General features: G+C 67.0%; 14 protein-coding genes. 9 read left to right on the top strand and 5 right to left on the bottom strand.

Annotated features, from left to right (window positions below; all coding sequences use genetic code 11):
• The first annotated feature begins 1 nt into the window (after position 1).
• On the top strand, positions 2–2,494 hold the full coding sequence (locus B0E41_RS01875; protein ID WP_077328224.1) for a hypothetical protein: 2,493 nt from the start codon (positions 2–4) through the stop codon (positions 2,492–2,494).
• 18 nt (positions 2,495–2,512) lie between these two features.
• On the opposite strand, the gene B0E41_RS01870 is transcribed toward B0E41_RS01875, so the two are convergent.
• Together B0E41_RS01870 and B0E41_RS01865 are read right to left on the bottom strand one after the other, a co-directional pair.
• Positions 2,513–3,121, bottom strand: coding sequence for a M15 family metallopeptidase (locus tag B0E41_RS01870; RefSeq protein ID WP_077328222.1), 609 nt, complete (start codon positions 3,119–3,121; stop codon positions 2,513–2,515).
• Between the two features lie 69 nt (positions 3,122–3,190).
• On the bottom strand, positions 3,191–3,427 hold the full coding sequence (locus B0E41_RS01865) for a 4Fe-4S binding protein (RefSeq protein WP_077328220.1): 237 nt from the start codon (positions 3,425–3,427) through the stop codon (positions 3,191–3,193).
• 20 nt (positions 3,428–3,447) lie between these two features.
• Here B0E41_RS01865 and B0E41_RS01860 point away from each other — a divergent pair, with 20 nt between their 5' ends.
• Complete coding sequence (locus tag B0E41_RS01860; RefSeq protein ID WP_077328218.1) at positions 3,448–3,909, top strand: CoA-binding protein; 462 nt, start codon at positions 3,448–3,450, stop codon at positions 3,907–3,909.
• On the top strand, positions 3,909–5,195 hold the full coding sequence (locus tag B0E41_RS01855; RefSeq protein WP_077328216.1) for an O-acetylhomoserine aminocarboxypropyltransferase/cysteine synthase family protein: 1,287 nt from the start codon (positions 3,909–3,911) through the stop codon (positions 5,193–5,195). The genes B0E41_RS01860 and B0E41_RS01855 overlap by 1 nt, the downstream gene beginning before the upstream one ends.
• A 1-nt stretch (position 5,196) precedes the next feature.
• Here the strand turns inward: B0E41_RS01855 and B0E41_RS01850 are convergent, their stop codons facing one another.
• Positions 5,197–5,916: an NUDIX domain-containing protein gene (locus B0E41_RS01850; protein WP_077328214.1), complete on the bottom strand. Its 720-nt coding sequence runs from the start codon at positions 5,914–5,916 to the stop codon at positions 5,197–5,199.
• A 121-nt stretch (positions 5,917–6,037) separates the two neighbouring features.
• Between B0E41_RS01850 and B0E41_RS01845 the strand changes: the two genes are divergently transcribed.
• The 4 genes from B0E41_RS01845 to B0E41_RS01830 are packed head-to-tail and all read left to right on the top strand — an operon-like array spanning position 6,038 to position 10,888.
• A complete protein-coding gene (locus tag B0E41_RS01845) occupies positions 6,038–6,901 on the top strand; it encodes a cysteine hydrolase (protein ID WP_077328212.1) in 864 nt (287 codons plus the stop codon).
• A 23-nt stretch (positions 6,902–6,924) separates the two neighbouring features.
• On the top strand, positions 6,925–8,127 hold the full coding sequence (gene pncB / locus B0E41_RS01840; RefSeq protein WP_077328210.1) for a nicotinate phosphoribosyltransferase: 1,203 nt from the start codon (positions 6,925–6,927) through the stop codon (positions 8,125–8,127).
• Positions 8,124–9,824 carry an NAD+ synthase gene (locus tag B0E41_RS01835; RefSeq protein ID WP_077328208.1) on the top strand — a complete coding sequence of 567 codons (1,701 nt, stop codon included), beginning with the start codon at positions 8,124–8,126 and terminating at the stop codon, positions 9,822–9,824. Before pncB ends, B0E41_RS01835 begins: the two co-directional genes overlap by 4 nt.
• A 5-nt stretch (positions 9,825–9,829) precedes the next feature.
• On the top strand, positions 9,830–10,888 hold the full coding sequence (locus B0E41_RS01830; protein ID WP_077328206.1) for a bifunctional nicotinamide-nucleotide adenylyltransferase/Nudix hydroxylase: 1,059 nt from the start codon (positions 9,830–9,832) through the stop codon (positions 10,886–10,888).
• A 68-nt stretch (positions 10,889–10,956) separates the two neighbouring features.
• Here B0E41_RS01830 and B0E41_RS01825 read toward each other — a convergent pair whose 3' ends face one another.
• On the bottom strand, positions 10,957–11,259 hold the full coding sequence (locus tag B0E41_RS01825; RefSeq protein WP_077328204.1) for an RNA-binding protein: 303 nt from the start codon (positions 11,257–11,259) through the stop codon (positions 10,957–10,959).
• A gap of 263 nt (positions 11,260–11,522) precedes the next feature.
• On the opposite strand from B0E41_RS01825, the gene B0E41_RS01820 reads away from it, so the two are divergent.
• Both B0E41_RS01820 and B0E41_RS01815 read left to right on the top strand, forming a co-directional pair.
• Positions 11,523–11,735, top strand: a complete 213-nt coding sequence (locus B0E41_RS01820; protein WP_077328202.1) for a heavy metal-associated domain-containing protein — start codon at positions 11,523–11,525, stop codon at positions 11,733–11,735.
• A 14-nt stretch (positions 11,736–11,749) separates the two neighbouring features.
• A complete protein-coding gene (locus B0E41_RS01815) occupies positions 11,750–12,169 on the top strand; it encodes a PACE efflux transporter (RefSeq protein WP_077328326.1) in 420 nt (139 codons plus the stop codon).
• A 45-nt stretch (positions 12,170–12,214) separates the two neighbouring features.
• On the opposite strand, the gene B0E41_RS01810 is transcribed toward B0E41_RS01815, so the two are convergent.
• Positions 12,215–12,643 (bottom strand): thioredoxin family protein, encoded by a 429-nt coding sequence (locus B0E41_RS01810; protein ID WP_143433619.1) that lies wholly within the window; start codon positions 12,641–12,643, stop codon positions 12,215–12,217.
• Between the last annotated feature and the right edge of the window lie 45 nt (positions 12,644–12,688).

The following is a 12,688-nucleotide window of genomic DNA, read 5'->3' as shown; positions in this document are numbered from 1 at the left end:
CATGCTGTACCTGGACGCACCGATCGGCCCCATCCGTGGCCTGATGATCTACCGCGATCACGAAGACACCAACCTCTTCTACTACGTGCCCGAGCGGCCGCGGCTCGCCCTCAACGAAGGCGTGCCCGAGTTCCTGTTCCTCAAGTACCGGCGCGACATCACCGATAACCCCGACTTCGATCCCGACGCGGGTGGTCAGTCGCTGGGTGGCGGCTTCATGGCCTTCACCGTCGACCTCGGGGTCGACGACCGCACGCTCAGCAGCATCAAAGGCGAGCTCGGCCGCTTTGCCGACGGCGACGTCAAGCTGGTGCCGATCCAGTTCCGCAAGGGCCGCGTGCGGCTGTCGGTCGTCAAGGACGCCGCAGAAGACCCGCCCGAGGGCGCTCCCGCGCCGCCCGCCACCGCGGCGCGCGGCCTCAAGCTCTACGAGGAGGTGTACGGCGCCACGCAGCCCTCGCTGTTTGGGTTCAACCGTGCCACCTTCGCGATGATGCTCGACCGCGAGGCCGCCACCTTGATGGAGGCCGGCCTGCGCACCGGCATCAGCCCGGTGGGGGTGATCTACGACCTGGAATTCCTGGGCCTGCGCCCCTCGTTCCGCATCAAGATCCGCGCTGAATACAAGCGGATCTACGAAACCATGGAGGCCGAGCTCGGCGCCCGCGGCTCGGTGGGCATGGTCAGCCTGGCGGCCGACATCGGCGTGGCCTTCCAGAAGCTGCGCGACAACGGTTCGGTGCAGATCGAGGTGATGAACTTCACCGACGACGAAGACCTGCGCAAGAAGGCCGACGACGCCTGGCAGTGGTTCCAGACCAAGCTGCTGGAGGACTTCTTCGAGTCCGCGCTGGAGCCACCGAGCTTCATGACGCGGCAGTCCGGCAACCTGGGCATGCTGAGCCAGTTGCAGTCGCTGTTCGGTGGCCTGTCGGGGCCGCAGACCGGCACGGCCCTGGCGCCGCCGATGGGGGCGCCGTCCACCGCCACACCGACCACCGCGCCGGCGGTCCGGGGCCCCTCCGAAGGCGTGCCGTCCACCAGCAGCGTCAACCGCAGCGCGGCCGCCGCCAACACAGGCAGCGGGGGCGCGGCCGGGCCGGCGGGCAACAGCTCGATCTCGCCGTTCCAGGTCGCGTTCTCGCTCAAGTTCGTGCACCAGGACGAACTTCAGGTGCGCACCTTCGACTATTCGATGCAGTCGGCCGAGGCTCGAACGGCCGCGCCGCAAGGCATGTTCGGCACCGTGGTGGCCGGCTTCAACCTGGCCGACCGCATCCGCAGCGTGAGCCTGGACGACAGCTTCTTCCAGCGGCTGATCGCCACGGTGTCGATGGGCACCGACCTTGCGCAGGCGGGCATCGCCAGCGTGGCGGTCAACCTGGAATACCCCGGCGAGCGAGCGCCCAACGTGGATGCCCAGCACGTCGACGGTTTCCTGTTTGTACCCGGCAAGACCGATCCGCGCACCTTCACCACCTTCCTCAATGACCGGCGCGACCTGAGCTACCGCTACAAGCTGGACATCACCTTCACGCCCAGCAGCGACTGGACCGCGGCCAACACGCAGGTCTCTACCGGGTGGGTGGTGGAGCGCACGCGCCAACTGGTGATCGCACCGCTCGATCACGTGGAACTGATGGATGTGGAGGTGTCCCTGGGGGACATGGACAGCGGCGAAATCACGCAGGTGGAGGTCGAGCTGGTCTACGACGATCCTTCGAACGCCTTTCACGTCGAGAAGACCCTGCTGCTCAAACCTGGCGAAGCCACCAAGCACTGGCGGCTGCGGCTGGCCAACAACGCCACCCGCAGCTTCCGCCACCGGGCGCGCTACTTCCTCAAGTCGGGCAACCTGCGCGTGCAGGAAGACTGGATCACCACCGCGGACCCGGCGGTGATCATCAACGAGCCGTTCGAGGGTGAGCTCAACATCCGGCTCATCCCCCTGTTGGACCAGAGCAACCTGATGGAGGCGGTGGTCGACATCCGCTACCACGAGGCGGCCTCCGGCTACCGGCGCGAGTTCCAGGAGATCTACGACGAGACCCGCCTGGACCGCCGCTCGCTGCGCATTCCCACACTCACGCCCGAGCCCCCGCCGTTCACCTACGAGACCACGGTGGTGCGCGGCGACGGCTCGGTGTTCGAGTCGGGCCAGGTGGCGGCCGACGGCAATGTTGCGGTGATCATGGACGGCGTGGGCGTCACGCAGCGTGTCCGGGTGCGCCTGCCCCAGGCCACGCTGGGCGCGCTGATCGCCCTGAAGGTGGATCTGCGGGGGCCGGGCGACGAACCGGACTTTGCCAGCGTCCTGTTCACACCCAGCCAGCTGGAAGAGAAGACCGTGGTACTGGTACAGCCCCCGTCCGCGGGCAGCGGACCGTTCACCTACAGCTTCTCGGTGACCGGCTACAACAACCTGGGGCAGCCGGTGCCGGGCCAGACGGGCCAGCAGTCGGGGCCGGCCCTGATCGTGCCGATGCCGGCCTGAGCGGGCAGCCGGTGACGCTCAGGCGAACACCGGTTGCCCGCTGGTGAGCCGCTCGCGAAAGCTCGCCAGCATCTCGCGCTCAGAGAGGTCCTGCGCCCAAGCCGGGCGCAGCTGGAAATGGGGCTGGTCGACGATGGTGGTCCAGTTGCCGCCCCATTCCAGTCCCAGCTCCATGCCCAGCACGCCGACCGCCTTGTACTTGGGCGATTCCGGTAGGTACTTGTTGCCGCTGAAGACGCCGATGTCGAAGGCAATGCCGAAGTTGTGGTTGGAGAATCCGCCGCGCGCGTTGGTGACCTTGGGACCAGGGGTGGTACGCCCTTTTGCAAACAGCGCGTCCTGTTCGGCGAACGAGCGGGTGCCGCTGATGACCTTGATCTGGATGCCGCTGGCGGCGGCCTTCTGCACCAGCGCGCGGGCCATAGGCCGGGCCTCCGGCAGCAGGGTGGCGATCGTGGCCTCGCTGCGTGGGTCCACCGCGGAAATGGCCTGCTCGGGAGGCTTGCGGTTGATCGTCGGCTTGACCAAAGCTGCGTAGATGGCGCCCCAGGTCTGTGGTCCGGCGCGGCCGTCGGCTTCAATGCCCAGCGCGCCCTGGACGGCGCGGATCATGTCGGTGATGTCCATGGAACCTCCGAGGTGAAACGCTTCCCGCAGGAAGCCGGACGCCCACTGTAGGACGCTCCGGAGGGAGCTTCATCCCTCGTCTGGGGGACCTCCGGCCAATCGAACCATCGTGATCGCATCAAACGGGCATTTCATCGCGCACTTCGCGCAGCCCGTGCAGCCTGCCTCGTCGTGCAACTGAGAAAACTTCTTCCAGTTCTCTACTTCGAGAGACAGCACATGCGGCGGGCACACCGCCACGCACCAGCCGCAGCCGGTGCAGCGGGTCTTGTGAATGACAGGCAGGGCCTTGCGTTCGGTCGCCATGTCGTTATTGTGTGGGCACCATGCAAGACGACATCCCCACCCTGCGCCGCATCCTTGCGCGCGACCGCACCATTGCGGTGGTCGGCCTCTCGGCCGAATGGCACCGCCCGAGCTTCTTCGCCGCCAAGTACATGCAGGAGCACGGCTACCGCATCGTGCCGGTGAACCCGCGCTACCCGGAGATCCTGGGCGAGAAGAGCTATGCGCGGCTTGAAGACATCCCGTTCCCCGTGGACATGGTCGACGTGTTCCGCAAGGTCGATGAGATTCCCGCCATCGCGAAAAGCGCCGCTGCCATCGGCGCCAAGACGCTGTGGCAGCAGCTCGGCCTGAGGAGCGAAGAAGCCGACCGCATCGCCACCGAGGCGGGTATGGAATCGATCTGGGACCGCTGCGTGAAGATCGAACATGCGCGCCTGTTCGGCGGGCTGAACTGGGCGGGCGTGAACACCCAGGTCATCTCTGCGCGGAGGCCCGTCTGATGGTCGACCGCAGCTTCCAACTCGAAACCCTGGCCATCCACGCCGGCCAGATCCCCGACGCCGCCACCGGCGCGCGTGCCCTGCCGATCTACCAGACCACCAGCTTCGTCTTCGACAGCGCCGAACACGCCGCCAGCCTGTTCAACCTGCAGACCTTCGGCAACGTCTACTCGCGCCTCTCCAACCCCACGGTCGCGGCGCTCGAAGAACGCGTGGCCGCGCTGGAGGGCGGCCGCGCAGCAGTCGCCACGGCCAGCGGCATGGCGGCCGAAGCGCTCGCGCTCACCACGCTGTTGCAGGCCGGTGACCACGTGGTCGCGGCCGGCGCGCTCTACGGCGGCAGCGTGACCATGCTCGCGGTGAATCTCAAGAAGTTCGGTATCGAGACCAGCTTCGTCGACGCGACGAACCCTGACGCTTTCGCCGCCGCCATTCGCCCCAACACGCGCGCCGTGTTCGCCGAAACGCTGGGCAACCCCAGCATGGTCGTGCTCGACATTGCGGCCGTGGCCGACGTGGCGCACGCACACGGCTTGCCGCTGATCGTGGACAACACGGTGCCCAGCCCCTTCCTCTGCAACCCGCTGAAACACGGCGCCGACATCGTGGTGCACAGCGCCACCAAGTACCTCGCCGGCCACGGCACCACGCTGGGCGGTGTGGTGGTCGAGGGCGGCACCTTCCCGTGGGACAACGGCAAGTTCCCCGGCATGACCGAGCCCTCGCCCGGTTACCACGGGGTCCGGTTCTACGAGACCTTCGGCAACTTCGGTTTCACCATGCGCTGCCGCATGGAAGGCCTGCGCGTCTTCGGCGCCGCGCTCTCGCCCACCAGCGCCTGGCAGATATTGCAGGGCGTGGAGACGCTGCCGCTGCGCATGGAGCGGCACTGCGCAAATGCGCTGGCGGTCGCGCAGTACCTGAAGGACGACCCGCGCGTGGGCTGGGTCAACTACCCTGGCCTGCCCGACCACCCGCAACACGCGCTCATGAAAAAGCAGATACGCGCCGCCTCGGGCCTGCTGGCGTTCGGAGTGAAGGGCGGCATGGAGCAGGGCGTGAAGTTCATCGAAAGCGCGCAGTTCATGAGCCACCTCGTCAACATCGGCGACACCCGCACCCTCATCAGCCACCCCGCCAGCACCACCCACCGCCAGCTCGACGCGGCCCAGCAGCTCGCGGCCGGCGTGCCGCCCGACATGGTGCGCATCTCGGTGGGACTGGAGCACATCGACGACATCTTGTGGGACATCGACCAGGCGCTGGACCGGGCAGTCCGCGCCTAACTCACTCCCCCGACTTGAACGTGCGCGGAAACACCGTGGCCTGGCCGCGCTCACGCAGGCGGTAGCCCATGGCTGGGCGGCCGTGGTCGCCGGTCACCATGCCGGCTTCTTCGAGATAGACAGCGTCCAACATGCGCTTGCGAAAGGCGCTCTTGTCCAGCGCTCGGCCCAGCACCACCTCGTACACCCGCTGCAGCTGTGGCAGCGTGAAGGGCTCTGGCAACAGGAAGGCGGGCAGTGAGGTGTATTCCACCTTGCTGCGTAGGCGCTCGATGGCAGTGCTCAGGATGGTGTTGTGGTCAAAGGCCAGGCGCCGGCGCGCGGCCTGGTCGCAGGGCACCCACTCGGTGCTGGTGGTGGCGTTGCCTTCGACCGCCTCGGGTTGCGGGATCAGCGCGAAGTACGCGTGGGTGGTGGACCAGCCGCGCGGGTCGCGCCGCGCGTCGCCCCAGCTGCCCAGCTGCTCCAGGTAAGGCGCGGCCACGCCGGTCTTGTCGCGCAGCTTGCGTTCGGCGCAGGCCAGCAGCGAGGCATCGCGGTCCACGTCCACAAAGCCGCCGGGCAAGGCCCAGCGTGCCGGGAAGGGCTCGTCAACGCCCTCGGGACGGCGCACCAGCAGCACACACAGCTGATCGGCCATCACCGTGAAGATGACCACGTCCACCGTGACCAGCGGCCGCTCGAAATCCGTTGCCTTGAAAACCACACGAGAAACAGACATGTGTTGACACCGTTTGACTGAGTTGTACTATACAACCCATGAAAGTTGCACAGTACAACTCATAAGTCACGTCGCGAATTCACCCAACCCTATCCCCTACCATCGACCCCCGGAGGACCCCATGAACCGCCAGATTGCCTTGTTGATCATCGACCCGCAAAACGACTTCTGCGACCTGCCTGAAGACTGGCGCGGTTTCGACCCGGTGCGCAACGCCGTCGCCGCACCCGCGCTCCCGGTCAGCGGTGCACACGCCGACATGCTCCGCTTGGCCGCGCTGATCGACGCGGGCGGCGCCGGCCTCTCCAGCATCGTCGTCACGCTCGACTCGCACCAGCGTTACGACATCGCCCACCCCACCTTTTGGCAGACCGGTGCGGGCGAAGCGGTGAGCCCTTTCACCGCCATCACCGCCGCGCAGGTGCGCGCCGGCAGCTATGCACCGCGCGACCCCGCCGCCCTGCCCCGCACGCTCGCCTACCTCGACGCGCTGGAGCAGGCCGGGCGCTACACGCTCATGGTGTGGCCGGTGCACTGCGAGATCGGCAGCTGGGGCCACAACGTGCACCCCGCCGTGAAGGCCGCCTACAACCGCTGGGAAGACCAGCGCCTGGGCGTGGTGCAAAAGGTCAGCAAGGGAAGCAACCCCTGGACCGAGCACTACAGCGCCATGCAGGCCGAGGTGCCCGACGCCGCCGATCTCGACACGCAGCTCAACCGCGATCTCATCGCGCAGCTGGACGAGGCCGATCTCATCGTCATCGCGGGCGAAGCCAGCAGCCACTGCGTCAAAGCCACCACCGAGCACATCGCGCAATACCTGCCCTCGCGCCAGCTGAACAAGCTGCTGCTGGTCAGCGACGCCATGAGCCCGGTGGCAGGCTTCGAAGCGCAGGCCCAGGCCTTCCTGAGCGACATGCAGCGCCAGGGCGCCCGCCTGGCCACCTGCGCCGAAGTCCTTCCCCTTCTTCAGGCCAACGCCTGAGAGGAACCGCATCAGGAGCCCCCATGGAACCCGTCATCACCAGCCTGCTGGACACCGACCTCTACAAGTTCACGATGTGGCAGACCATGCTGCACCGCTTTCCACAGACGCAGGCCGAGTACAGCTTCGTCTGCCGCAACACGCCCGCCTACCCGCTGGCCGAGCTGCTGTCGCAGGTGAACGCCGAGCTCGACGCCTTGTGTGCGCTCAGTTTCCGCGAAGACGAGCTGGCCTACATCGGCGGCCTGCGCTACATCAAGAGCGACTTCGTCGACTTCCTGCGCATCTTCCGGTTCCAGCGCAACTTCATTGAAGCGCGTGCCGAAGGCGACGCTCTGCGCATCGTCGCGCGCGGCCCGCAGGTGCACGTGATGGCGTTCGAGATCTTCGTGCTCGCCATCGTCAACGAGCTTTACTTCCGCCGCTTCGACCGCGCCGTCGCCGAAGCCGAAGGGCGCCTGCGCTTGCAGGTCAAGCTCGACCAACTGCGCGCCCTGGGCAACGAAGCGCCCATGCGCCACCCCTTCGAGCTGTTCGACTTCGGCGTGCGCCGCCGCTTCTCGCGCAGCTGGCAACGCGAGGTCGTGGCCGCGTTCCAGACCGAAGCACCGCAGTTCTTCAAGGGCACGTCCAACGTCTTGCTGGCGCGCGATCTCGGCCTCGTGCCCATCGGCACCATGGCCCACGAGTACCTGCAGACCTACCAGGCGCTGGGCGTGCGCCTGCGCGACTTCCAGAAGGCCGCGCTCGAAGACTGGGTGCAGGAATACCGGGGCGACCTCGGCATCGCGCTCACCGACGTGGTCGGCATGGACGCCTTCCTCGCCGATTTCGACCTCTACTTCGCCAAGCTCTTCGATGGTCTGCGCCACGACTCGGGCGACCCGTTGGTGTGGGCCGACAAGGCGCTCGCGCATTATCAGAAGCTTCGCATCGACCCGCACACCAAGCGCCTCGTGTTCTCCGACGGCCTCACCATCGACAGCGCGCTCGCGCTCTACCACGCGCTGGGCAACCGCACGCAGCTGGGCTTCGGCATCGGCACCCACCTGACGAAAGATGTGGGCCTGGTGCCAATCAACATCGTCATGAAACTCACCAGCGCCAACGGCCAGCCGGTGGCCAAGCTCTCCGACTCGCCCGGCAAGACCCTGTGCGACGACCAGACCTTTCTCGCCTACCTGCGCCAGGTGTTCAAGGTGCCCACCCTCCAGGAGGCCACATGATCAAGATCACCCTCGCCCAGCTCAACGTCACCATCGGCGACATGGACGGCAACGTGCGCAAGATGATCGAAGCCGCGCAACGCGCCCGCGACGACAGCGCCGACCTCGTCGTCTTCTCAGAACTCTCGCTCACCGGCTACTACCCCGGCGACCTGCTCGACGAACCCCACTTCATGGCCCGTGTGGCGGCGGGCTTCGCGGCCCTGCTCCAGGCCTCGCGCCAGATGCCCGCGCTGCACTGGGTGGTGGGCCTGCCGGTGGCGCACAGCGGGCCAGGCCGGCCGCTGCGCAACGTCTTGCGCGTGCTGCGCGGTGGCGAGGTGCTGCTCGAATACGCCAAGCAACTGCTGCCCAGCTACAACATCTTCAACGAGCGCCGCCACTTCGAGCCGGGCCCCGACGTGGCCAAGGTGCTGCGCATCGGCAGCGCACAGGTGGGGTTTCTGATTTGCGAAGACGGTTGGAACGACGACGGCAGCGCCTACGCCGTCAACCCGTTCGACCGCTTGCGCGACGCCGCGCCCGACGTGGTGATTTCCATCAACGCCAGCCCATCGAACATCGGCAAGCGCGAGCAGCGCCACCAGATCTTCGCCGCCGCCAGCCAGCGCAACCACCTGCCCATCCTGTATGTGAACCAGGTCGGTGGCCATGACCAACTGGTCTACGACGGCGCCTCCTTCGCCGTCGAGCCCCAGACGGGCGTGGTGTTTGAAGCGCGCCGCTTTGAAGAAGACGTGACCACCCTGTTGATTGACGGCCACGGCTTCAAGGCCGCCAACGGCGAGCCCCTGCCCGCCGTGCCCAGCGATGGTCTGCCCACCATGGCTTTCTACCGCCAGCAGATCGTGCTTGGTCTGCGCGACTACGCGCGCCGCTGCGGCTTCACGCAGGCGGTGGTCGGCTCCTCCGGCGGCATCGACTCGGCCATCACCCTCGCGCTCGCTGCCGAGGCCTTCGGCCCTGAGCGAGTCACCGCCATCACCATGCCCTCGGTGTATTCCTCGGCCGGCTCGGTGGACGACTCTCAGCGCCTGTGCGATGGCCTTGGTGTGCGCCTGTTTCGCCACCCGATTGCCGATCTGGTGAAGGGCTACAGCGCCGGGTTCGAGGCCGCCTTCGGCGCGCCGCTGCAAGGCCTGTCGCTGGAGAACCTGCAGGCCCGCATCCGCGGCACCATCCTCATGGAATATTCCAACACCTGGGGCCACTTGCTGCTGACCACTGGCAACAAGTCGGAGATGTCGGTCGGCTACTGCACGCTGTATGGCGACACCAACGGCGGCCTCGGCCTCATCGGCGACCTCTACAAGACCGAGGTGTTCGCACTCGCGCGCCACCTGAACGAGACCGCAGGCACCGAAGTCATCCCGCGCGCCATCATCGACAAGCCGCCCTCGGCCGAGCTCGCGCCCGACCAGAAGGACACCGACAACCTGCCGCCCTACGAGGTGCTGGACGAGGTGCTCAAGCACCTGATCGAAGGCCACGGCCTGGCCCGCGACGAACGCGAACAGGTCGAGGCCTTTGTGGCGCAACTCGTGCGGCATCCGGATGGCGGCGCGCTGGTGGACCGCATCCGCCGCATGGTCGCGCGCAGCGAGTACAAACGCCGCCAGGCTCCACCCATCGTCCGCGTGCGCGCCCGCGCCTTTGGTTCGGGAAGGCAGATGCCCATCGCCGCCCAACACTTCTGAACACCATGAACGCCACAACACACAAATTCACCGCCGCCGTCTGCATCGGCCGCTTCCAGGGCTTGCACCTCGGCCAGCTCGCGGTCATCCGCCGCGCCTTGCTGCTCGCACCGCGCGTGGTCATCTTCATCGGCTCCGCGTTCCAGGCGCGCACGCCCAAGAACCCGTTCACCTGGCAAGAGCGCGTCGAGATGATCCGCCTGGCCCTGTCGGAGGACGAGGCCGCGCGCGTGGGCTTCGTGCCCGTGCGCGATTACTTCGATGGCCAGCGCTGGGTGGCGGCCGTGCTCGCGGGCGTGCAGGCGCAGCTGGGCGATGTGCCTGCCGGCCAGACCGTGCTCGTGGGCCACCGCAAAGACGCCACCAGCGATTACCTCAGCGATTTCCCCCACTGGCAGCTCGACGACGTGGGCAGTCAGGGCGCCATGCACTCCAGCACCCTGCGCGATGCCTTCTTCGGCGCCGCCGGTCACCCGCTGGAGCCCGCGCTCGCGGCCATGGTCAGCCAGGTGCCGCCCTCCACCACCGACTTCCTGCGCGCCTGGGCGCAGCTGCCCTGTTACCGCGAACTCGCGGGCGAATGGGCCGCCCTGCGCGCCGAGCACGCGCTCTGGGCCAGCGCACCCTACCCGCCCGTGTTCGTCACGGTGGACGCGCTGATCGAGTGCGCCGGCCACGTGCTGCTCATCGTGCGTGGCCGTGCGCCCGGCAAGGGCCTGTACGCGCTGCCCGGCGGCTTTCTGGAGCAGCGCGAGACGGTCTACCAGTCGGCCCTGCGCGAGCTGCAGGAAGAAACCGGCCTGCGCCTGCTGCCCGGTGACATCGCGCACGCACTCAAGGGCGTGCGCGTGTTCGACCACCCGGACCGCAGCCAGCGCGGCCGCGTCATCACCCACGCCCACCACTTCGATCTGGGCGCGCGCCGCCTGCCCGAGGTGAGCGGCAGCGACGACGCGCTGTCCGCTGCCTGGGTGCCCATCGCCGAACTCGCGGCGCTCGAAGACCGCTTCCACGACGACCACTTCCACATCCTCGACAGCTTTCTCGGCCTCACCCCAGCCTGACCCGCAGGCCCACAGCGGACGAAAAAAAACCGGCCAAGAGGCCGGTTTTTTGCTGAAGCGAACAGCGCTCAGTAAGCGCGGCGTCCACCACGGTCACCGCCGCCGTAGCCGCCGGTGCTCGGCTCTTTCGGGCGCGAGATGTTGACCACGATCGAGCGGCCGCCGACGGACATGCCGTTCAGACCCTGGATGGCGGCTTCGGCCTGCTCGGCGTTGCCCATTTCCACGAAGGCAAAGCCTTTGGAGCGACCGGTGTCACGGTCCATCATGACCTTGGCGGAGGTCACTTCGCCGTACTCGGCAAAATTGGTGCGCAATGAAGCGTCGTCGGCGGTGTAGGGCAGGTTGCCCACGTACAGTTTGCTGCTCATGATGAGCCTTTCAGAGAGAGTGCGCCGAGCTCGGGCGAGGCCCGTGGCGCAAGGGAAAGCGGCGTCTGTGGGACACCGCAGGAACGGTGTGCGGTGGTCGCCCTGGGGCAGAACACCGCACTGAGACGGGCCTGGCGTCGCCTAGGCAACCGGCCTTGAGGACCCGGATGGACAATGCCAGCGAACCTCGCTCAAGCCCAAGATTATATTCTGTTGGTTTATATAAAGATAGCTCTATATTTTCAGGAGTTTGAAAGAAACCCATGCCCGAGACCACCTTCCACATTCCCACCCTGTTGACGCAGGAAGATGCCGACGCCGTCATGTTCGAGCTGCAAGACCTGCCCTGTGTGAACCAGGCCGACGTCCACCTCGCCGAGCACACCGCCTGGGTCAGCCACACCACCATGATTTCGGCCGACGACATCGCGGCCAAGTTGCAGGAAGCCGGCTACGCGGCGCAGGTGCAGGCGTGACCTTGGGCATGAACCTGCAAGGCATCCGTCGCAAGATCGTTTACGTCAGCCTGTTTGAGGTGGTGGCCGTCGCCATCACCAGCACCGGCCTCGCCGCCGGTTCGGACAGCAGCCTGCAACACGCCAGCGTGATCGCAGTGGCCACCTCCATCATCGCGGTGGTCTGGAACCTGGTCTACAACACCCTCTTCGAGCGCTGGGAAGCGCGCCAGACCGTGCGTGGCCGCAGCCTCCAACGCCGCGCCGTGCACGCCATCGGCTTCGAGCTGGGCTTCATCGTCTCGCTCGTGCCGCTGTTTGCGTGGTGGCTGGACATCGGCTTCTGGCACGCGCTGGTGCTCGATCTGGGCCTGTCGCTCTTCTTTCTTGTCTACACCTTCGCCTTCAACCTCGGCTTCGACAAGGTGTTCGGCCTGCCGGCCTCGGCCGCCTGAAACGCTGCCATCCCGTTGCGGTGGGCCGCCTGCGAAAGCCGTGGGTCAAAGCGGCGGCATCTCCGGGCTGTGCAAGCGCGGCCACACGTGCGCCGCCAGCGCAGCCGCCGGTGCGCTCACTTCCGGCGGCGCCGCACCCTCAGCGCCCAGCCGCGTCACCAGCCGCTCCAGAAAATCCGCCTGCGGCGGGACCGCGCCGAGGTACAGCGCCTGGTCCTCGCGGCCCAGCAGCACGGTCGGGAAGGTCTCGATGTCCAGCCCCACCGCGTCCATCAGCTCGGCCTCGTCCTCGATGTCCAGCCAGCGCCATTGCACCTGTGGATGCCGCGCCGCCAGCGCCTCCATCACCGGGCGCCAGTCCCGGCAGGCACTGCACCAATCCGCACACAGACAAACCACCCACACAGCGCGATTCCTTTGAACAAAGAGGGGTACGCCGAGGGCGGCGCGATGAAAGAGGCGAGGCCACTGCATGGCGTCGCGGTATCGTTGGTCAGCATAACCCGCCCTCCCCCGAAC

This window comes from Hydrogenophaga sp. A37 (assembly GCF_002001205.1).
GTDB lineage: Bacteria > Pseudomonadota > Gammaproteobacteria > Burkholderiales > Burkholderiaceae_C > Hydrogenophaga.
This window is presented reverse-complemented; position numbering and strand designations above follow the sequence as displayed.